Here is a 20,382-nt window from a genome sequence, read left to right as displayed (position 1 = left end):
CGAAGTGAATCAGGCCGGCACCTTTGGCTATCCGCGCGAGCGCTCGTTTTGAACAGCGGGTCCGAAGACCTTTGGCTATCCGCGACAGGCGCCGTAATGTACGGCGGGTGCCGGCCTTGCAAGGGAAATGCGGCGCGCGGGATTTTGTTCCGGACGGCGTCTCTCGCGGCGTCTTTTCACCGGGAAATACCCGTGAAACGACGGGTACGAATCTCTGCTAGGCTGCCACGACCGTGTGGATGTCAGGAGACTGCCGTGACCGATCGGATCATGACGGATCAAGGCCGGCGCATCGCCTTGCTCGGCGCGCCCATCGACATGGGAGCTTCGCAGCGCGGCACCTTGATGGGCCCCGCAGCGCTGCGCACCGCCGGCCTTGCGCCATTGCTCGAAGGCCTTGATTTGGAAGTCGTCGACTACGGCGATCTCTCCGTGGCCGAGGTCAGGGACCTCGCCGACAGGCCACCCGAAAAAGCCAATCACTATCGCGAAATCCAGCGTTGGACGCGTCTGCTGAGCCGCAGAGGCCATGAGATCGCGCAGACCGGGGCGTTGCCGATCTTCCTCGGCGGCGATCACACATTGTCGATGGGTTCGGTGAATGCCATGGCGCGCCACTGGCAGGAGTGCGGACGCGAGCTGTTCGTGCTCTGGCTCGACGCCCATGCCGATTACAACACGCCCGAGACGACGATCACCGCCAACATGCACGGCATGTCGGCGGCGTTCTTGTGTGGCGAGCCCGGCCTCGACGGATTGCTCGGCGATGATCCGCGCGCCTCGATCGATCCCGACAGGCTGGACCTGTTCGGCGCGCGTTCGATCGATAAGCTCGAAAGGGAATTGATGCGCACGCGCCGGATCAGGGTTGTCGACATGCGCCAGATCGACGAGTTCGGCGTCGCTGTGCTGATCCGGCGCGTCATCGAGCGCGTCAAGGCGAGCGATGGCGTGCTCCATGTCAGCTTCGATGTCGATTTCCTCGATCCGTGTGTTGCGCCGGGAGTCGGCACCACGGTGCCGGGCGGAGCGACCTATCGCGAGGCGCATCTGATCATGGAGCTGCTTCATGATTCCGGCGTGGTCGGATCGGTCGACATCGTCGAGCTCAACCCGTTCCTGGACGAGCGCGGTCGCACCGCGCGCACTGCGGTCGAGCTGATCGGCAGCCTGTTCGGACAACAGATCACCGACCGCCCGACGCCGAGTAACGCGATCGCACCGGGCGAGTGAAACTGATAGCTGTCTTGCGTCGCGAAGAACGGAATGGCTGTTGCGGCCGGTTGATCTAGACCAGTCCTGGTCTAAATCGCCTGTTTTTGAAATAGGTACGGATTGCAAACGCCCTTCGCGGAGGGTTTGATGCGGGTCGCGCTTCAGCCGAGGATCCGCAATGAGCAGCACGATCGACGCCGCCGGAAAATCCGCGAGAACAACACGCCGTCGCTTCCTGCAAGGCGGCACCGCGGTGGCGGGCGGCGCCGTTCTGGGCGCTGGTGCGTCGGCCGCGGCGGAGACGGACAATCTTCCGCCCAACATTCCCGAATGGATGAAGGCGCCGGGCGAGCCGATGGGAGCCCAGCCCTATGGCGCCCCGTCACCGTTCGAGAAGGATGTCGTCAAGAACATCTCGAAGACTCTCAAGCAGTACATATCGGCCTCCAGCCGGACGCCATTGCAGGAGCTCGACGGCATCATCACGCCGAATGGACTGTTCTACGAGCGGCATCATGGCGGTGTTCCGACCATCGATCCGGCGCAGCATCGGTTGATGCTGCACGGCCTCGTCGAACGGCCCCTGATCTTCACGATGGACGATCTCAGGCGCTTCCCGTCGGAGTCGCGCATCCACTTCCTCGAATGCTCCGGCAATCCTGGTTACACCAAGCCCTATGGCAAGACGGCGTCGGACCTCGTGGGTCTGGTGAGTTGCGCCGAATGGACCGGTGTGAGCCTGAAGCTCGTGCTCCAGGAGGCCGGATTGAAACCGGACGCCAAATGGGTCGTCGCCGAAGGCGCTGACGCCGCCGCGCTGACGCGCAGTATTCCGATCGAGAAATGCCTCGAGGATGCCCTTCTGGTCTACAGCCAGAACGGCGAGCGGTTGCGTCCGCAGCAGGGCTATCCCGTGCGGCTGTTCCTGCCGGGCTTCGAAGGCAATATGAGCGTGAAGTGGCTGCGCCGCCTGCACGTGACCGCGGAGCCCACTTATTCGCGCGAAGAGACCTCGAAATACACCGATCTCTTGCCTGACGGCACGGCGCGCGAATTTTCCTTCTACATGGAAGCGAAGTCGATCATTACGCGTCCCTCGGGCGGTCATCGCCTGAGCGCGCCTGGCTTCCACGAGATCACCGGCATCGCCTGGAGCGGACATGGCAAGATCAAACGTGTCGAGGTGTCGGTCGATGACGGCAAGAGCTGGCAGGAGGCGCGATTGCAGGAGCCGGTGTTGACGCGCGCCCTCACGCGCTTCCGCCTGCCTTGGCAATGGGACGGCAAGCCGGCCGTGATCCAGAGCCGAGCCGTCGACGAGACCGGCTATGTGCAGCCGACGCTGGCCGAGCTGCTCGCGGTGCGCGGCGAGAACTATTTCTACCACAACAACGCGATCTGGCCCTGGCGCATCGCGGCCGACGGCGAGGTGACCAATGCGTTGGCGTGAGAGCTGCGGCGTCGCCGTCGCAATCGCGCTGGGTGCCTTCGCGAGCGAAGCACAGGCGCAAAGCCCTTATGGCATCGGTCGCGCTGCGACGGCTGCGGAGATCGCGGGCTGGAATATCGATGTCGGACGTGACGGCAGCAATCTGCCGAAGGGCGGCGGTTCGGTCAGCCATGGGCGCGAGGTGTTCGCCCAGCAATGTGCTTCCTGCCATGGCGATAAAGGCGAGGGTGGCCTGGGTGACCGGCTCGCCGGTGGGCAGGGCACGATCGGGACGGCCAGGCCGATCCGCACCGTCGGCAGCTATTGGCCCTATGCACCGACGCTGTTCGATTATATCCGCCGCGCCATGCCGCAGAACGCGCCGCAGTCGCTGAGCGACGAGGACGTCTATGCGGTGTCCGCCTATGCCCTGAACCTGAACGGGCTGGTGGGAACCGATGCGACACTCGATGCCAAATCGCTTTCGGCTGTCAAAATGCCGAACCGGGACAGCTTCGTCGGCGACGCGCGCCCCGACGTGAAAAAGTGATCGTATCGGGACGATCAGTTCCGCGCAGTGGCTCGGAACTTGCTTAAGCGAAAGGTGGAACTCGCAGGATGCGTTTGAGTTAACCCGCGAGAGGAAACAGCACGGGTCGTTCGATGGCAACAGATCGTTTCGCAAACTCCATGTCCTCGGCGCTTCGCCATCCCGGCGTGATTGCGCTGATCGTGGCCGGCTTGACGATTGCTGCGATGGTGATCGTCGATCACGGGCCGTGGAACCGCGCCAAGACGCAGCCGGCTCATGTTGCGATGTATGCAACGACGGGCGAGGCCGCACATGCCGCCGGCGCCAAGGTGCTTCCCACCGCACCGAAGTCGCCGGTCGAGCCGGAGCGGCCGGGGCCGAAGACATCTCCGACCGTCAATCCCGTGACGCCGTAATACGATTTTCATCAGCGTGCCGGCCGTGCTCGCGGCCTTCGTCATCGCGTCTCAGATCTTGGCGTCGTAGATCTTGGCGTCGTAGATCTTGGCGTCGCAGATCTCAACGAGGTTTGGGCCAGCGTTGGCGAGACCCTTCATCTCTGGCGGCAGCGTTATCGCGATCGCCGGGAGCTCGCACGCTGGACCGAGCCCGACCTGCACGATATCGGCGTCTCTCGGAGCGACATCGCGCACGAACTCGAAAAGCCGTTTTGGCGGGCCTAGCGACGGCAGCCGCGCCGATACCGGGTTAAGGGGATTCGAGGTTTAGCCGCCCCCATAAGGTGCTGCCTGCACGTTCCCGAACCTGTTGAAGTCGTTCTCCGGATTATACCCGGAGTCGCGCAGGTTCTTGATGTACAGGTCGCGGTTGGAATTACCTGGGCCCACAGCATATGGGCTCAGCCCCCTCGACCCCTCGCTCAGTGACGGCGCAGGCGACGCGCGGCCATGATGGATCCTCTGTGCGGCCAAAGCGCCAGAAGTAGAAATTGCGAGAATAGCAACGATGACAAGAATGCTTTTGGCCATAGATCAGCTCTTCGATAATCCACTGGACTGACATGACCGGCACTCATCGGCCATGGTCGAGGGATGATTACCATACCGTACCAGGGGCTCGCCCTGGCACCCGTAACTGCGCCCTTCCGCCCAAGCACGCGGCGCAAGCGCGGCAATCGCCAGTAGTCTGGTCTTTTCGTGGCTGGCGGTTTCTGATCACTATACGATGGGGATGACCGCTCTGTCTGGCAACACGAGGTCCTTCAAACTAGCGCGAGGACCGGTCGAGCCTAAGCCCAATGCCTGCGCGGCGAACGGGTGGTCCGGTCTGGATCAAAATCCGAAGAACTCACGTTGAGCACAATTGGTCTGCTGTGCTCCCGGAAGCAGACTTCCCATCCCGCCATTTATGATGGGGTGGACGCCCCGCCGACGGCATCGATGTGCCAAAGTGGAGGTGTTGGCACCACTTAAGGGAGGCGTCCGTGGCAGAGGTTAGCATAATCGGTCTAGATATCGCCAAGCATGTTTTCCACGTTCATGGCGCGGACGGGGAAGGACGCGCTATATTCAGCAAACGGATCAGCCGAGGAAAGCTGCTGGATTTCTTTGCAGCCCAGGCGAGTTGCACGGTAGCTCTGGAGGCATGTGGCGGAGCCCATCACTGGGCCCGGCAGCTCGCCCAGCTTGGCCATGAAGTTCGGCTGATCCCTCCCGCCTACGTAAAGCCGTTTGTGAAGCGTCAAAAGAATGACGCGATCGATGCCGAGGCGATCTGCGAAGCAGCGCAGCGGCCGAGCATGCGGTTCGTGGCCGTGAAGAGCGAACAGCAACAGGCGGCGGGTCTGGTGTTTCGGACCCGTGACCTGTTAGTGCGGCAGCGAACGCAGCTCATCAACGCGATCCGGGGACACCTCACTGAATATGGATGGGTCGCACCTAAGGGGCCGTCGCACGTGACGATGCTTACCGACCTGATCGAGGAAGAAGAGATGGCCAGCTCGCTCCCCAAAGCGGCCCACGCCATGTTCCGATTGATGTTGGACCTGCTGACCGACCTCAATGGCAAGGTCGCGGACCTCGACCAGGAAATCGCGCGACGTGCTCGCGAGGACGAAGTATCGCGCCGGCTAATGACCGTTCCCGGCATTGGCCCAATCTCCGCCACCGCGATCGCCGCTCTAGCACCGCCGGCCGAGACCTTTGCCAAAGGCCGTGACTTCGCCGCTTGGTTGGGTCTCACGCCTCTTCAAAGATCGACAGGCGGCAAGCAGAAGCTCGGTGCGACATCCAAGATGGGCGAACGCACGCTCAGGCGCCTCCTCATCATCGGCAGCAGCGCGGTCGTGCAACAGGCAAGCAAACGCGGCGCGCCAAGGGGTTCGTGGCTCGAACAGATGCTGGCTCGCAAACCGCGCATGCTGGTGACCATCGCGCTCGCCAACAAGATGGCGCGGATCGTCTGGGCGCTACTTGTAAAGCAGGAAAATTACAGGGCTCCGGTCGCAGCCAAGGCGTGATCTTGGTGGGCCTGAGGTCGTCAGAGGTGTAGTCGGTCGAAGGAGGGTATGGTGCAACAGTCGGCGAGACGGGGCCGGAAGAACCAGATGTACTCATCGTGCCTAGAGCACGCATTTATGATTTGGTTCCGGTCCGCGAACTCCCATACAGGCCCGCAGCTCCATCGCTGCATCAGAGGCCGGACAGATGGCAGCATCCGACTACGTGCCAATCTTCCTCAAAAACCGCTTGCATCTGGCGGGGCGTCCACAGATGAGTACACGCCCTTCTGTAATGGGCCCGATGATGTCAAGCCTCCCGAGTGAACGTCACGCCGCCGAGCTCATGCTTCTGTCCGTGGTCGACGCCTGGCCGCCACATCATGCTGTCAGAGGGAGCGGTGAGCCTATCTAGATACGCGTGGTTCGTCAGACGACGGCCACTGGGCGTGTAACGGCTTCACCGGATCCACCGTCCCGGCGACGGGACTTCGGGCATTGGGCTTCAGTTCAGCCCGGTTGCGTTCTTAATTTCCTCCGCCTGTTCTATGCCGCTATCGGCCCCGCTTCAGCCCATCGGTAAGTTGTGCCGTCGACCCAGATCCGATGCAAGATCACTGCGAGCTTACGTGCCAGGGCGACTTTTGCGCGCTTCGAGCCTCGCCGTTTGGCGACGTCCATCCCCCAGCGCTTGAGTTTCGAGAACCGTGTGATACGCGATAGCAGAACGTTGGCGGCTTCATACAAGACCGTCCGCACCGTCTCATCGCCGGCCAGCGTGATTCCGCCCGTGACGTCCTTTTCTCCCGATTGATATTTCTTTGGTGTGAGCCCGAACAGCGCGCCTGCTGCCTTTGACTTTGCAATGCGCTTAGGATCATCAATCGCCGATTTGTAGGTAATAGCCACTAGGGGACCAACGCCTGGCACTGTCATCAGCCGGCGACAGACCGCATCGTCACGCACAGCTGCCAGCACAGCCTTGTGTAGCCTTCCGTATTCTGCCTTCAGGGTCGATCGCGCCGAAAGCATCGCATCGGCAATGCGCTCCAATGTCGCCTGGCCCGCAACCAGCTCTCGAATCCGCGCTTCGAAATTCCTTCGCGTCACCGGACCAACCTTCAGACCGAAGCCGCGCAAAATCCCTCGGATACTTAGTTCTACATCGATGAGCCGCCCGAGAAGCTGTTTGCGTGCGATCAGGAGTGCCCGGATCTCTTGCGCGTCAACCGACTTTACGTGTACCGATCGATACCACCCCATCCGGATCAACTGGGCGATCCCGCGGGCATCCTTCCGATCCGTCTTAACCGTCATTGCAGACAACGCGGCCTTCACGTGCCGCGTTTCCAGCAGAACTGTTTCGAATCCTGCACCTCTCAGGCCCGCATGCAGCCATTGCGACAGCGGCCCAGCCTCCAGCCCGATCCGCTTCACTGCAAAGCCGAGCGCCTCAAAAAGCTCAACTAAGGCGCCGGGCTCGCTTGCGACCTTTGCTTCCCTCAGGATCTTACCCTGGGCGTCCACAACACACACGCTCGACAGTTCCAATGACACGTCGATTCCGGCATAATTGTCCACGGCTGTCCTCCGTCTCCAGATGCTTGGGGCCGACTCAAATCGTGACCCCGTTTCATCATCTATCGGGGGACAGCCACCATCATGACCCCTTGCTCGGAGCCGGGCCCATTACCGCATCTGGTCAGCCGATCGCGGATGAGCCGAGCAGAGCGAGGACGGCCAGCGCCATGATCGCGGTGCCGAGCCAGCCCAGCGCGACCAGCCATGAGCGGGCCTTGAAGCGGCCCATGATCGCACGGCTCGAGACGATCAGCATCATCATGGCCATGACCGGCACGGCAACGATGCCGTTGAGCACCGCGCTCCATACCAGCATGTGGATCGAGTCGATGCCGGTGAAGCCGAGGCCGAAGCCGATGATGGTTGCGGCCGCGATGATGGTGTAGAAGCCGACCGCTTTTTCCGGCTTCGCCTCCAGCGTGGCGCGCCAGCCGAAAATCTCCGCAACGGCGTAAGCCGCCGAGCCCGCCAGCACCGGGATCGCCAGGAGGCCGGTGCCGATGATGCCGATCGCAAACAGCGCGAAGGTGAAGTCGCCGGCGAGCGGACGCAGCGCTTCGGCGGCCTCCGTTGCCGAGTTGATCCTGGTGATGCCATTGGCGTTCAGCACGGACGCCGTGGTCAGGATGATGAAGAAGGCGATGCTGTTGGAGAGCAGCATGCCGACGATGGTGTCGGCCCTGATGCGCGCGATCTCGGGGTCGCCCCCGTTCGGAAGGTCGCGCAGCGGCCTGTCGCGCTTGCCCTGGTTCATCTCCTCGACCTCTTGCGAGGCCTGCCAGAAGAAGAGATAGGGGCTGATGGTGGTGCCGAGTACCGCGACGACCATCAGGAAATACTCGGCGCTGACATTCACCTTCGGCCACACCGCGGCGAGCAGCGCGGTGCTCCACGGGATCTCCACGGTGAAGGCGGTGGCGACATAGGCGAACAGCGTCAGCGTCAGGAATTTGAGCACCGGCGAATAGCGGCGATAGGGCACGAACACCTGGAGCAGGGTCGAGCCCGCCGCGAAGATCAGCGCGTGCTCGTGATTGAGCCCGCCGATGACCAGCGAGAGCGCCTCCGCCATCGCGGCGATGTCGGCGGCGATGTTGAAGGTGTTGGCGATGACGAGCAGCGAGACGAGCCCCAGCACGATCCAGCGCGGCGCGAGCTGCAGGACGTTGGCGGCGAGCCCCTTGCCGGTGACCCGGCCGATCCGCGCGCTGACGAGCTGAATCGCGATCATGAACGGCAGGGTCAGAAACACCGTCCAGAGCAGCCCGTAGCCGAATTGCGCGCCCGCCTGCGAATAGGTGGCGATGCCCGACGGGTCGTCGTCGGCTGCGCCGGTGATGAGGCCGGGCCCCAGCCGTTTCAGCAGCCCCGGCCCGGACTTCGCCGAATCTTCGGCGCTGTCGGGCTTGGCGGCGTGCTGTTTCGATCGGTTTGACAGGGCTGACCTTCCGGAATTGCGAAGTGTGCTTTAAGCGCGATCACGGCCGCAAAGTTCCTGCGTCGGCCGGCGCTGCCGTCTGCTGACGCCAATGCCTCGTCATTGCTTTGACGCGTCGGCTTTGACACGTCGGGCAAAACACCTGTAGAGTTGTACCATCGCAGAGATCGAGCCCGCACCGTCACGGTTGCGGGCTTTTCCTTTGCCCCACGTCAAAACGGTCACCTGCGTATCGCGCGCCAGAACATGTCGCCGATGGTCGGCCGGTCCCTGGACACAGAATCCGTCGGCGATCAGGCAGCACGCGCTCGGCTGTCCGCCGTCGCGCAGCACGGTCTGGCTTTCTCGACGATGGCACCCGCCAGCCGGCAGGGTTAACATCGGCTGATTCGCGCCGTCCGAAAATTAGGAACCAAAGGTGGGTTCGCAACGTTGCGCTGCCGCTTGACCGGCTGTTGCCACCCCGCCCCGGCAGCAAAGTCACGATACGGTCCTGCCTTGCCCATGGCGGTGACCGCGTGCGGTGCGGGCAAAGAATTTGCAACGAAAAGGGGGCACGCGTGGCCGCCGACCTGGTTGTCAGAATTGCAATTGTCGGGCTGTTTGTCTTTTCAGCGGTGCTGGCTTCCATGCTGTGGCTGAACGTTTGAGCCTCGACGTGTGAGCCCCGATGTGTGAGCCTCGCCCTGTGAGTCTCGCTCTGCCGTTTGGAACGGCCGGTCCATGTTGGCGTTTTTTTCTTCCGTGAGGGAGGAAACGCAATGGACAATCTGACGAAGCGCGAGCAACCGGACCGCAGCAAGATCAACATGCACGAGGCCTTCGAGGTCAAGTACTGGACGCACGCGCTCGGCGTATCGAAGCAGGAGCTGCAAAAGGCCGTCGACAAGGTCGGCAATTCGGCCGCGGCCGTCCGCAAGGAATTGGGAATTAGCGGTTCAACGCAAAGGACGTGACGGAGCGCATCGTGCCTGCGCTGAGCTGCGGCGTGCTGCGCGGCGAGGCGCGTGCTGCTACTTGATGCTGACGAACATGCCCCAGGCGGCGGCCAGCGCGCCGCCGGTGAAGACGACCACCGGGTTGTCGCAGAACGTGCTGCCATAGCTGCACACGTTCGCGCCGAACTGGCCGAGCTCGTGATGGCTCGCGGAGTAGAACAGTCCCGACAGCACCAGCAATGCGGCGGCGACGTAATACATCGACGGAATCTCCAGCTTGCCCATGCGCCCTCGCAAGGGACATGTCCCAGCATGGCGCGGGGAGATTTCATTCCGCCGAATCCGCTTCGCCGCATTTGGATAAAGTTTGACCTATTGGGCCAACGATGTCGTGACGCAGAGAATCAACGCGGCTGGAGCGTGTGCTCATAAATCCGCGATGTCCGCTTCCCGAAGAGCGGCGCAGAAGCGGACGTTCCATGAGGTCCGGGAAGGGCCAAGGGGTGACATTGTCCGCGAGCGGCTGGCGCCAGAACAAATGTGAGATAGATCATACCCGGCGCGTCGCCGACGTGTTGCCATTCCGATGTTTCCGGCGAAACTTCATTTCTTTCGCTGTGCGCTGCGGTTCGGACTGTGCGGGAGGCGTCGAATGGTCAATATCAAAGTTCCTCTTAATCCAGTGCAGAAGCGCGGCTTGTGGCCGCCCAAAGGCGGGCGCGAATATCCGGTCCTGGATACGGACGACTGGTGGAAAATTGCGGCGCGCGAGCACATGGATGCGTGGGCGTTGATCGAGTTCAATTTCCAAACGCACGTTCCTGAGGAGGTGAATTGGTATTTGCGAGAGCTCGTGGGTTGCCGCCACAGCCGTGACGGGGGGCGCAATTACGCGTTCATCGGGGCTGACCCGAAGCTGCGCAAAATCTATCTTCCCGCTGTGCCGCCTCCGCCCCCACCTAAACCCATACCCTGGCCCGACAAACTCAAGAAGCTCCAGTACGAGGTGGAGCATTCGAACGATCCGCAAAAGGAACGATTCCTCTGCATGCTCAAGGCGATGGAGAACCGCCGTGATGATCGCGTGATCTTTTGGTCCTCCATAGCCCCGGGCCCCGAGTGGGTTGCTCCGCTTGGCGTTGAGGGAAGAGGGATTGGGAAAGCGTTGATCGATTCGCAGTGGCTCTATAAAAATATCAAGACTGTGCGGGATGTGGACCTTCTTCCGTATGGCGACGGGTTACCGAGAAGCGATACTTTCGTGATCAGCTTCCACAAATATCTGTTTGAAACGGCTTCGCCTTCCATCGGTATCCTGCGCGCGGCGAACGCAGAAATTGTCAAGACGCATGTCATGTTGGATCGTTGGGCGAACCAAAGCATGGGTGGAAGTGCGTCGATGCCGACGTGTTATCGCGCAATCAAAGAATTTATTCGCTTACAGGAGCAAAGTGATTACCCGTCTGTGATCAACTGCATCGTGACAACCGGCTCGTAACCAGTTCCCTGGGCGGATGTCGACGTCTGCTCCTTTATGAGTACGCGCCCTGGTTCAAAGGCCCGCACGTCAACGAAGCTATCTGACCTTTCGCCTTGAAGGTGAGGATCGCGCTCACGACGCATCAAGCCAGTCAACCGCAGCGGCCATCGGGTCAAAGGACATGTTTCCTACCTACGTGCCGTTATGGGCTCGGGGTTTAGGACTGGCCTGACGAACCCGAGGTGAAGATCTCCGCTCGTATTGCCGGTCAAAGCAAAGGGCCGCTGTTTTGGCAGCGGCCCCTCATGCTTTCCGGGTTTCAATAATTCCGAAATGAAATGCCTCGACCAGCTCCCCGGCTTGCCATCTTTTCCCGGTTAACAAATCCTTGCCATAACAAATGTGAACCAGACCGGGTGAATTTCCCAGGGTCCTGAGCTGCCGGCAATCCGCGGTGAGGAAGGCGGTCAGGCAGGTGGGGGCGGCCGGAAGAAAGCGAAGACGAGGCTGCGGAGTTGCGGGTCCCCTTTAGGAACTTCCAGCTCCAAACTCTATTTGGGCTTATGGCCGGCACACCGCCGATCGCCGGCCGGAAATGGCGGCTCCGGCGCCCCCAGCCCCCCGTCCCGCGCCGGGGCCGTTCTTCCGAACTAGGGCTGGTCGGATAAACACCGGCAGAACGGCATCATCGCGTCATCATCGAAAGGTCTGGAGATCGTTTTCGGTCCCGACGAAACACGCCTGAAACATTGCTGAAACCTGATTGTCCTGAACGCCGAGCTCGTTCGGCTCGACCAACGGAGCGAAAAGGAGACAAGTCATGATCCAGGTCGGTTCGAAGGAAGAAGTCGCGTTTCTGCTGGCGCTGTTCGGCACGCATACCCAGCCGGTCAAGCGGCCGAAGCCGAAATCGCAGCAACGCTGAAGGCTGAGCCATGCCCGGTTTGGCCGATTGCCAGAGCCTCTTGCGTCTCTTGATCGCAAGGGGTGATCCGAGGGCCATTCCGCTCGCCAAAGGCGCCATCGATCAATATTTGAACACCGCGCCGGCCAACCTCCGCGGGCGCGGCCTGCGCGTGCTCCAGCGCGACGCGCTCGACCAGCACGGGGCCGCGGTGGGGGTGCAGCGCTCCTTCGCCGAGACGGTGGACGCCTATATCGAGCGCAAGCTTGCGGAGGAGTGACGCCTTCCGGTGCGGCGGTTCAGGCGCGTGGCCGCCGGTCAGGCTGTGACGGATGCGTGGGTTGCGCCAGCAGCCCGATCTTCCGGTCGAGCTGCCAGACCTCGACGTCGCCCCGGCGCGTGAACTGTTGTGCGATGCGAAGCGCGGATGCGTCGGAGTCGGCCTCGAACGCTTCGGCGGAGCGAAACACGCCGTTGTCGCCGACCAGATAGGCGCGGTATTGCCGGGTCATGTCGGCGGCCTCAGGCCCGGCGAATGCAGCCAGGACTCGATTTGCATGGCCGTCTCGTCCTGCCGCGCCCGGCGCAGCAGGACCTCGCGGCGGCGTCCCGGCGCAAGCGCCTGGGCCTCCTCGCGAAGGCGTACGGCCTCGTCTGCGAGCCGCTCGTGGAGAGTTTTGGACTGTTTGACACGACGTCGCTTCAGCATGGCACTGCTCCCTCGTCAGAGTGGGGCGGGAGCGCAACCGGCGTTCTCATCACCGACCGATGCCACGTGCCGCGCGGTGATGGCTGACTGTAGGCCTGTCCTCGGCGGGCGTCTGCAACATTTGATACATTGCTCCGGAAATCTCGAGCGTCCGTCGCCGCGAGGTTTTGGTCGCTTGAGCGGTTTACTCATTTTACGTGCTGAATCGGACTGTCCTCCTTGTCCGCGCCTCGCGCCACGATTTTAAGAGCTTGATCCGGCAAAGGCCGTTGCAGCGCCTTGGCTTCATCCCATGGCGCCCGCAGCCAAGCATCTTGTTCCTCGGTCGTCGTCAGGATCGCCGGCATTGCCTTTGGATGAATGGGCTCGACAACGGCATTCGGCGACGTCGTGAGGAAGCCAGAGACCTGATGCGGTCCGGGGACCGGCTTTGACTTCGTGCCGCGATCACCACTGAACGTCGTCCAGATGCCGGCGAACGCGAATAGAGGTCGCGTTTCAGCTAGCGCGAACCACACGACATCTTTCTTCTTTGTCTCCGGGTTCGGCTCCGGCGCGTATTCGGCAAAGCTGTTGGCGGGCACGAGGCAGCGATGCTCCGGCTTGAGCCACGCGCGCCAGTGCGGCGATGAGGTGTTGCGAATGTTCGTCACGGGCGGACCGCCGGTGCGTGGTGGCGGCATGCCCCAACGCATCATCACCAACTCGCGTTCGCCGCTACCGGTGTCGCGAACGACAGGTGCGGGGTAATCAGCAAACACGCCGGGCATCGGCGGCAAATTGCCTTCGTAGCGATGGACCACGCGAAAAAGCTCGGCGATGGCGGCCTGATTGGTGGTGATCGAATACAGATTGCACATGAAAGCGTCTGACCTCCTGTCTTGATACATCCCCGGACAACGACTGCTCGGCCCATAGGCCGACCCTTCTTATGCTTTCGTCTCCCTTGACTTTATGTTCATGATTTGTTCTTATTCTGCCATCTTCGAGTGGAGATGGCTATGGACAACCGCATAAATGAAATTCGCCGCATTATCAGGGCATTACGCTTGAGCATGCGTGAAGCCGAAGCCATCATGCATGAGCAGATCAAGCGCGACGAAGACTGCACCTTTGTCGCGGAAGAGATCATGAAGATGCGCGTGGTGATGAGCGGTCTGGCGCAAGAGCGGGTGCAGCTCGGCGACAATGAGCCCATCCTTGTGCAATGCTTTTATATTCCTCGCCGACCAGCGCCAGCACCACGGGCTCACGTTGCCAAGCGCCGCCTGTTGGCGCCCGGCTCGCCGATCAGGAGTTTTGCACGTCCTTGAAGTGGTATGGACAATCTCAGGCGGTTTCCGGCGCCGTGGGTCATGGAAGAGGAGAAGGAGTGTTTTCGCGTGAAGGACGCGAATGGATTTTTGATCTGCCGCGTCCACCATCGGGAAGATCTTCATGCGTGGGGTTATCAATACGCCTATGACTTTCTGTCCCGTGATGAGGCGCGACATCGCATCGAGCGGGTCATTGTACATCAAGGAGAGGACGGCCGAACGCTCGACGCCCATGTCGAGGAGTCCGCGAACCGCTAAGCGTCCTTGGGAGCATCGGCGCGACGGGCGATTTCCACGTCTCTCACGAAGAGCTTTGGCTGGCTTCGCAGGAGAATACATGAGCGCGGAGCGACACAAGCCGCGTCAACCACGGGTTTTCGATCAAGCCCGCGGAATGCCGCGGGCTTTGTTTGTTGCTACGTGAGGCTCTCGTGCGCTACGCCGCAGCCGGCGGGCCAAACCAAGTGGTCAGCGCGTTCTCAAGTCCGCGCTGGCTCTCATCTCCGACCCACGCCACGTGCCCGTCGGGCCGCACCAGCACGGCATCGGGCGCGGCGACCTGCCCTATGGCGGGGAGCTCCCACGCTCCGTCGTGGCTGGCGTTGATGACTCTGATGCGATCTGCCCAGGACGCGATGTCGAAGCCGCCGGTCTTGCCGAAATTGATCAGCAGGGCCTGCGCTCCGTGCAGCAGCGTGAACAATCTCAGCGGATGGCCCTCGACGATCAAGTCGAGGTCGGGCATCCGGCGCCCAAACAGTTCGTGTCCTTCGCCGAGATCATATCGGATATCGAGTCCGCTCATCATCGCGCCAAAACGTTTGCGCGGCTCGTCCATGGCGAGCAAGTCGGACACCACATCGCGCGCGGCCTTGAGGCCGGCCTCGCCGCGGCGGAGCATGGCGATTTGCGCCATGGTGTTGCGCAAGACGCGTGCGGCGACGGGATGACGTTCGGCGTGGTAGGTGTCGAGCAGGCTGTCGGGCGAAATGCCCCTGACCACCTGCGCCAGCTTCCAGCCGAGATTGACCGCGTCCTGCACGCCGGTGTTAAGGCCTTGTCCGCCGACGGAGTGATGGATATGCGCGGCATCGCCGGCGAGCAGCACGCGCTCCCGGCGATATGACACGGCCTGCCGCGCTGCATCGGTGAAGCGGGAGATCCAGGCGGGATTTTGGAGCCCGAAATCGGTGCCGTACACGGCGACGAGCGCATCGCTGAGATCTCGCAAGCCGGGTTCGGCGGTGCGGTCGAGCGTCGCTTCCGTCACGACGACCAGCACGCGACCGCTCTCCGCTTTGCTGAGGCCATGAAAGCCGATGGCGTCGTGGCGGAGACCCCACGCCGGCTCGTCGCGCATCTCGACTTCGGCCATGAGATTGCTGAGCGTCGGATCGGAGCCGACGAAATCGATGCCGGCCCTCTTGCGCACCAGGCTGCGACCGCCGTCGCAGCCGACGAGATAGCCTGCGCGCAACGTCTTGCCGCCGGAGAGCGCAACGTCGATGCCGGTCGCGCCCTGAACGAAGCCCGTCACCTCGGCGTTTCGATAGATCGGCACCGTGAGCTCCTCGACCCAGCCGGCCAGGATGCGTTCGATGTGGCTCTGCCGCAGCGCGAGGCCATAAGCGTGCCGGGTGGGGAGATCGCCGATGTCGAGCCTGGTCCAGGCGAAGCCTGCGAGCTGGGTGACTTGCCCCTCGCGCAGGAAGCGCTCCGCGACGCCGCGCTGATCGAGGATCTCGATGGTACGCGCGTGCAATCCGCCGGCCCGCGTACCGACGAGTTCCTGATCCGGGCGCCGCTCGACCACGGCGACGTCGACATCCGCGAGCGCCAGCTCGGCGGCCAGCATCAAGCCGGTCGGGCCGCCGCCGGCGATCAGCACGGCATGATGACTCGCGCGGCTGGCGCCGGCCTGTGTGGTGTGGCCGCGCGGCCGGGATGTCGGAAGCAATACAGGCATGTGGACCCCCTCGAGTTGCTGCTTTGGATGGTCTTTGGGTCGGGGGTTCTAAGGCAGGGCGGGGGACTTGAAGCAAGCCCCTTGCGCACCACATATCAAGCTGGGAGGAAGGGCTCCTTCTTCCGCGTCCGCCGCGTTAACACGTCGGGCGAAACACCGGCAGAATGACATCATCGACATGAGTTTGGTTCGACCCGCGCGGGAGCCCCCGCTGCGGGTTTTCTTCTGGGCATCTTGCCTTCAGCGAACGCCGATGGTTCGCCGCATGGTGTCGGCGAGCTCCTCGAACGAAAACGGTTTCCTGATCATTGGCAGGCCCCCGCGCCGCGGTTCGCGCCCCGATAATTGCAGGATCTTCAATTCCGGGCGTAGCCGCTTCGCCAGTTCGGCCAGTTCATGACCATCCATGCCCGGCATATTGATGTCCGTGATGAGGATGGAGATGTTCTCATTCTGCCTGAGCCGATCGAGTGCATCCAGGCCGCTTTGAGCGCTTGTCACCTCGCAGCCGAGATCTTCCAGCATGCCCACGATGACGTCGAGGACGCCGGGATCGTCGTCAACAACCAGTACGGTATGGCTCATCGCACGCACGACCCTTTGACCGAAGGAATAAACGCGCCGCTCTTCGGGTAAGTTCCGGCACGGTGCGGTCGAACGAGGAATGTTTGACACGTCGGGCAAAACACCGGCAGAATGACATCATCGAGACGAGTTTGGTTCACCCGCGCCGGAAGCATCCGCCGCGGGTTTTTTCGTCTCGATTTCGAGATCGGACGGTGGCCGCGCATCCGGCCACGCACTCTCTAGACCGCGTTAAGGGAGCGCCGATCGGCGCGCCGCCGTCCGTACCATTGCTGGCCGTGCACGCGCGAACGTGCCGGCCCGCGGCGCTGGGCCTGTTGCTCGCGCCGCTGCGGTCTCCGGAGACACGGAGATAGGGTTCGCGCCCGAAACGATCGCGGCTTCGTCACGCGATCTGCCGCGCATTTTTTTTTGTGGAGAGACGATGACCGCCTACGCACTCGCGGGCCTGGTTGCAATCGTGCTGTGGGAGACGTTTTCTTGAGCGAGGAGATCGAAGGCGAGCTCGCGAGCGAGCCGGCCCGCCCGCCCGGGCGACGGAAGACGTCTAGGGCGCGGACGCCGACAGAGACTGGTTGTCTCCTTCTACTTTGCCAAGCGTGGTTTCGAGAACGTTGCAAGGATCATCAAGCGGTGAAGATGCCAGATGATGAAATTAGGGCGATCTTGGCTGAGAAACTGGCCGAGCAACACAGGCTGCAACAGGAGAGCATCGATGCCTTCGTATTGAAGGCCGTCGCATCAGTGCTGGCTTCCTTCGGAATCGAACATGACGACCGGAAGGAGCTAAGGGCTGATCTCCAGCACCTGCGGAGGTGGCGAAAGAGCGTGGAGCAGGCGCAGAGCTACACTTTCAAGGCCGTTATCACGGTGATCGCGACCGGACTGATGGGGGCCGTTTGGCTAGGCGTTAGGGTCGTGCTGGGCAAGTGAGCCCCCACGGCGCCGACATCGCGGCACTTGCACACACGCTATTTCCCGCAAACGGGCCGTACAAAATTCGCATCGTTGGCCGCCGGGCCCTTTTTGCGTATTGAAGCGATGCGGGTGAAGCACTTGCGAAGTTGGTGGTGCCGGGCTTTAAGTTTGCTCTTGCAGGAAATTCGGCAACCATAAGCCGATGTAAGGGAGCGCCGTCGATGCCCACCAAGCCTCAATTACCGGAACGTTCGTCTCGGGCGACGGGCGCGCCTACCGCGCTCGACGATCTCTTGGTCGTTGATTTTACACGCGTAGTGGCGGGGCCGGCCTGCACGCAGACGCTTGCCGATTTCGGTGCACGCGTCATCAAGATCGAGAATCCGGATGGCGGCGACGATACGCGCGCCTATGAGCACGCCGAAATCGGCGGCGAAAGCGCCGCTTATCTGAGCCTGAACCGCAACAAGCGCGGTATCGCGCTCGACCTGACCGTGCCGCAGGCTCGCGAGATCGCATTGGACCTGATCCGGAAGGCGGATGTGGTCGTGGAGAACTTTTCGAGCGGGGTCATGAAGAAATTCGGCCTCGACTACGAGGCGGTCGCACCGCTCAATCCACGGCTGGTCTATTGCTCGATCTCGGCTTACGGACGCACAGGACCATTTGCCGCGCGGCCCGGCTTCGATCCCATCACGCAGGCGGAAAGCGGCTTCATGTCGCTCAACGGGTTTGCCGATGGGCCGGCGGTTCGAACCGGCCCGCCGATCGTGGACATGGCGACGGGGATGTCCGCCTGCAACGCCATCTTGCTGGCGCTACTGGCGCGCGATCGGCTCGGCCGCGGGCAGCATGTCGAGGTCGCCCTGTTCGACGTCGCCATGGGCATGACCGGCTTCTACGGCATGGCCTATCTGATCAACGGCGAAAACCCTGGCCGGTTCGGCAATTCGCCGAACGGGTCCCCCACTGTCGGTGTCTATGAAGCTTCCGATGGGCCGCTTTACATGGCCTGCGCGAACGACCGGCTCTATCGCCGGCTGGTGGTCGAGGTGCTGAACCGGCCCGATCTGATCACCGATCCGCAGTTCGCGTCGCGCAAAGCGCGCTCTGAGAACAAGGAGCTCCTGCGGGCAGCCATTGCAGAGGTCTTCGCGAGCGATACCCTCGAGAATTGGATAGCAAAGATGAAGCTGGCCAATATCCCGGTCGGCTATCTCCGAACGGTCGAGGAGGGGTTCAATGCGCCCGAGGCCCGCGAGCGCCATCGCCTGAACAGGATTCCGCACCGTACGGCAAAGTGGGTCCCCAATATCGAACCTCCGATCAATATGAGCCTGACGGGAGCGATTGATCCCGTCGCTGCGCCCTTGTTAGGCGAGCATACCGAAGCCGTCCTGCGTGATACGCTCGGTTACGACGATCGCCGGATTTCGGAGTTCACTCAGAAGGGCGTCTTTGGATCAGGCAAGCCATCGACCTCAGGCTAAGCCTGAGCGGTCAGCTCCGTGGAGCCAGGCACCGCAAAGCTTGCGGGATGCTGCCTTGAGAAGACGGTGTACGCGACATCGCATTCCTGCGGACAGCCGGGGCCCAGGGCGACCACGCAACGTTAACCCTGCCCAGCTTGATTTGGCGAAGTTCCCGCCGCATAACTATGTGAAAGCGAGGGACACGAATGGCGCCTGGTCAAGAGCCGCGCATGGGCCAGCCGACGGGGCAGGAAGCCGGCGAACGCGCCTATGCAGCAATGATCGCGCGGACCCGGGCGCTCGTGCCGCGGCTGCGAGAGCGGGCTGTCCGCACGGAGGAACTGCGGCATCTTCCAACGGAAACCGAGAAGGATCTCCACGACGCCGGCCTGTTCCGCATGCTGCAGCCGAAGCGCATCGGCGGTGCCGAGCTTGACTATGTCGCTCTTGTCGACTGCGCCGAACTGCTGGGAATGGCGGATGCGTCAGTGGCGTGGAATCTCGCTAACCTGGCGAGCCACCATTGGATGCTCGGCATGTTCGCGCGAAAGGCGCAGGATCTGGTCTGGGACCGCGATCCGGACGCGCTGATTGCGTCCTCGTTCATTTTTCCTGCCGGACGCGCCACGAGGGTCGAGGGCGGCTACCGGTTGCACGGCAGCTGGCCGTTTTCCTCCGGCGTTGCCTCCTGCGAATGGAACATGCTTGCAAGCGTCGTTTACTCCGACGACGAGGCGGACGGCATCGAGTATCGAATTTTTCTGCTGCCGAAGGGCGATTACAAGGTGTTGGACACCTGGAATGTCGCGGGCTTGCGCGGGACGGGGTCTTGCGACGTCGAAGTCAGGGACGCTTTCGTGGCCGACTATATGACGGTTGCGGTCGGCGATCTTGCCGGCGGCCCGACGCCGGGAAGCAGGGTCAATCCCAATCCGCTGTATGCGCTACCTGTGTTCTCGCTATTTCCCTACGTCCTCTCCGGCGTCGCGCTGGGGAATGCTCAAGTATGCCTCGACGATTATGCGGAGGTCGCGCGTCATCGCATCTCGACCTACAACCGTGCCAAGCTGAGCGACTTTCAAAGCACGCAGATCAAGATCGCGGAAGCTTCGGCCAAGATCGACGCTGCGCGCCTGATCATGCGTTCGGCCTGCGTCAATGCAATGGATGATGCGAGGCGCGGACGTATTCCCGATATGGCGACCAAGACCAGATATCGTCGCGATGGCGCATTTTCGGTGAATCTGTGCACCGACGCGGTCTCGATGCTGTTTGCGGCGAGCGGAGCGCGCGGTCTGTTCACGACGGGCGTGTTGCAGCGGCAGTTCCGCGATGCGCACGCGATAAACTCGCATCTTGCGTTCAACTTCGACGCGGCCGGAACCAATTACGGACGGGTGGCTCTGGGCCTGCCGTCCGAGAATCTCACGCTGTGAGGCCG

Annotated in this window: 21 protein-coding genes and 1 pseudogene; 14 read left to right on the top strand and 8 right to left on the bottom strand. The window is 62.1% G+C overall.

Annotated features, from left to right (window positions below; genetic code table 11):
- Positions 1–255: 255 nt before the first annotated feature.
- From rocF to ACKWRH_RS31780, 6 genes and pseudogenes are all read left to right on the top strand, one after another.
- On the top strand, positions 256–1,233 hold the full coding sequence (rocF, locus tag ACKWRH_RS31805) for an arginase (RefSeq protein ID WP_445216729.1): 978 nt from the start codon (positions 256–258) through the stop codon (positions 1,231–1,233).
- A 160-nt stretch (positions 1,234–1,393) separates the two neighbouring features.
- The gene (gene soxC, locus ACKWRH_RS31800; protein WP_445216728.1) at positions 1,394–2,665 is read left to right on the top strand and encodes a sulfite dehydrogenase; all 1,272 of its coding nucleotides are present in this window, start codon (positions 1,394–1,396) and stop codon (positions 2,663–2,665) included.
- A complete protein-coding gene (locus ACKWRH_RS31795; RefSeq protein ID WP_445216727.1) occupies positions 2,652–3,194 on the top strand; it encodes a c-type cytochrome in 543 nt (180 codons plus the stop codon). The genes soxC and ACKWRH_RS31795 overlap by 14 nt, the downstream gene beginning before the upstream one ends.
- A 113-nt stretch (positions 3,195–3,307) precedes the next feature.
- Positions 3,308–3,592 (top strand): hypothetical protein, encoded by a 285-nt coding sequence (locus ACKWRH_RS31790; RefSeq protein ID WP_445216726.1) that lies wholly within the window; start codon positions 3,308–3,310, stop codon positions 3,590–3,592.
- A gap of 177 nt (positions 3,593–3,769) precedes the next feature.
- A pseudogene (locus ACKWRH_RS31785) lies at positions 3,770–3,859 on the top strand (DUF1127 domain-containing protein); the annotation flags it as partial.
- Positions 3,860–4,620: 761 nt separating this feature from the next.
- Entirely contained in the window at positions 4,621–5,655 is a 1,035-nt protein-coding gene (locus ACKWRH_RS31780) for an IS110 family transposase (protein WP_445216184.1), read from the top strand.
- Positions 5,656–6,180: 525 nt separating this feature from the next.
- Here the strand turns inward: ACKWRH_RS31780 and ACKWRH_RS31775 are convergent.
- Together ACKWRH_RS31775 and ACKWRH_RS31770 are read right to left on the bottom strand one after the other, a co-directional pair.
- On the bottom strand, positions 6,181–7,215 hold the full coding sequence (locus tag ACKWRH_RS31775; RefSeq protein ID WP_445216185.1) for an IS110 family transposase: 1,035 nt from the start codon (positions 7,213–7,215) through the stop codon (positions 6,181–6,183).
- Positions 7,216–7,336: 121 nt separating this feature from the next.
- Positions 7,337–8,581: an NRAMP family divalent metal transporter gene (locus ACKWRH_RS31770; RefSeq protein WP_445222504.1), complete on the bottom strand. Its 1,245-nt coding sequence runs from the start codon at positions 8,579–8,581 to the stop codon at positions 7,337–7,339.
- 833 nt (positions 8,582–9,414) lie between these two features.
- Here ACKWRH_RS31770 and ACKWRH_RS31765 point away from each other — a divergent pair.
- Complete coding sequence (locus tag ACKWRH_RS31765) at positions 9,415–9,609, top strand: DUF3606 domain-containing protein (protein ID WP_445216725.1); 195 nt, start codon at positions 9,415–9,417, stop codon at positions 9,607–9,609.
- A gap of 57 nt (positions 9,610–9,666) precedes the next feature.
- On the opposite strand, the gene ACKWRH_RS31760 is transcribed toward ACKWRH_RS31765, so the two are convergent.
- Positions 9,667–9,852, bottom strand: a complete 186-nt coding sequence (locus ACKWRH_RS31760; RefSeq protein ID WP_014493715.1) for a hypothetical protein — start codon at positions 9,850–9,852, stop codon at positions 9,667–9,669.
- 391 nt (positions 9,853–10,243) lie between these two features.
- Between ACKWRH_RS31760 and ACKWRH_RS31755 the strand changes: the two genes are divergently transcribed.
- Entirely contained in the window at positions 10,244–11,089 is an 846-nt protein-coding gene (locus tag ACKWRH_RS31755) for a hypothetical protein (RefSeq protein ID WP_445216724.1), read from the top strand.
- 917 nt (positions 11,090–12,006) lie between these two features.
- Positions 12,007–12,255 (top strand): hypothetical protein, encoded by a 249-nt coding sequence (locus ACKWRH_RS31750; protein WP_445216723.1) that lies wholly within the window; start codon positions 12,007–12,009, stop codon positions 12,253–12,255.
- A 19-nt stretch (positions 12,256–12,274) separates the two neighbouring features.
- Here ACKWRH_RS31750 and ACKWRH_RS31745 read toward each other — a convergent pair whose 3' ends face one another.
- The 3 genes from ACKWRH_RS31745 to ACKWRH_RS31735 all read right to left on the bottom strand — a co-directional run bounded on the left by ACKWRH_RS31745 (position 12,275) and on the right by ACKWRH_RS31735 (position 13,544).
- A complete protein-coding gene (locus tag ACKWRH_RS31745) occupies positions 12,275–12,487 on the bottom strand; it encodes a hypothetical protein (protein WP_445216722.1) in 213 nt (70 codons plus the stop codon).
- Positions 12,484–12,684: a hypothetical protein gene (locus tag ACKWRH_RS31740; protein ID WP_445216721.1), complete on the bottom strand. Its 201-nt coding sequence runs from the start codon at positions 12,682–12,684 to the stop codon at positions 12,484–12,486. Before ACKWRH_RS31740 ends, ACKWRH_RS31745 begins: the two co-directional genes overlap by 4 nt.
- Positions 12,685–12,872: 188 nt before the next feature.
- Entirely contained in the window at positions 12,873–13,544 is a 672-nt protein-coding gene (locus ACKWRH_RS31735) for an SOS response-associated peptidase (RefSeq protein WP_445216720.1), read from the bottom strand.
- Between the two features lie 141 nt (positions 13,545–13,685).
- Between ACKWRH_RS31735 and ACKWRH_RS31730 the strand changes: the two genes are divergently transcribed.
- Both ACKWRH_RS31730 and ACKWRH_RS31725 read left to right on the top strand, forming a co-directional pair.
- A complete protein-coding gene (locus ACKWRH_RS31730) occupies positions 13,686–13,997 on the top strand; it encodes a hypothetical protein (protein ID WP_445216719.1) in 312 nt (103 codons plus the stop codon).
- Between the two features lie 6 nt (positions 13,998–14,003).
- A complete protein-coding gene (locus ACKWRH_RS31725; RefSeq protein ID WP_445216718.1) occupies positions 14,004–14,258 on the top strand; it encodes a hypothetical protein in 255 nt (84 codons plus the stop codon).
- 178 nt (positions 14,259–14,436) lie between these two features.
- Here ACKWRH_RS31725 and ACKWRH_RS31720 read toward each other — a convergent pair whose 3' ends face one another.
- Positions 14,437–15,966 carry an FAD-dependent monooxygenase gene (locus ACKWRH_RS31720; protein ID WP_445216717.1) on the bottom strand — a complete coding sequence of 510 codons (1,530 nt, stop codon included), beginning with the start codon at positions 15,964–15,966 and terminating at the stop codon, positions 14,437–14,439.
- Between the two features lie 240 nt (positions 15,967–16,206).
- Positions 16,207–16,551: a response regulator gene (locus ACKWRH_RS31715; RefSeq protein WP_445222503.1), complete on the bottom strand. Its 345-nt coding sequence runs from the start codon at positions 16,549–16,551 to the stop codon at positions 16,207–16,209.
- A gap of 633 nt (positions 16,552–17,184) precedes the next feature.
- Between ACKWRH_RS31715 and ACKWRH_RS31710 the strand changes: the two genes are divergently transcribed.
- From ACKWRH_RS31710 to ACKWRH_RS31700, 3 genes are all read left to right on the top strand, one after another.
- A complete protein-coding gene (locus ACKWRH_RS31710) occupies positions 17,185–17,484 on the top strand; it encodes a hypothetical protein (RefSeq protein WP_445222502.1) in 300 nt (99 codons plus the stop codon).
- Between the two features lie 206 nt (positions 17,485–17,690).
- Entirely contained in the window at positions 17,691–18,959 is a 1,269-nt protein-coding gene (locus ACKWRH_RS31705) for a CaiB/BaiF CoA transferase family protein (RefSeq protein ID WP_445216716.1), read from the top strand.
- Positions 18,960–19,171: 212 nt separating this feature from the next.
- The gene (locus ACKWRH_RS31700; RefSeq protein WP_445216715.1) at positions 19,172–20,377 is read left to right on the top strand and encodes an acyl-CoA dehydrogenase family protein; all 1,206 of its coding nucleotides are present in this window, start codon (positions 19,172–19,174) and stop codon (positions 20,375–20,377) included.
- Positions 20,378–20,382 lie beyond the last annotated feature (5 nt).

Source organism: Bradyrhizobium sp. Pa8, assembly GCF_052588265.1.
The sequence above is the reverse complement of the archived record's forward strand: the minus strand, read 5'-3'. Positions and strand labels throughout refer to the sequence as shown.